This is a genomic window from Dellaglioa sp. CoH-57-MRSF-20 (assembly GCF_056781955.1).
Window position 1 is genome coordinate 1 of sequence record NZ_JBXAXV010000313.1, and the last position, 247, is coordinate 247.

Genomic DNA, 247 nt, shown 5'->3' on the forward strand with positions numbered 1-247 from the left:
TTACAAAACTCCCTTTGCGCGCATGCAGTCCTTGAGGATCATGCCAAGAACACAAACTGCCACAGCGCCTGCCATAAACCCAGCAATAGCCTTCGGTGCAGCCCCTACAAGTTCGGTATCTTTTCGTGTGGCAAACCACGCCACAACCCAACCGCCAACTGCCATAGCGAGCATGAGTAGCAGATTGAACGCCAATGCTATTAGCAGGTCCATCATTGCTCCGTGAAAATTTGGGTAAGCTCGGTTC

General features: G+C 51.4%; 1 protein-coding gene. It reads right to left on the reverse strand.

Translation table 11 applies throughout. The features are described 5' to 3' along the window. The coding region (locus AC1RPN_RS09150) for a hypothetical protein (protein WP_481763871.1) at positions 1-247 on the reverse strand (247 nt) is incomplete at its 5' end.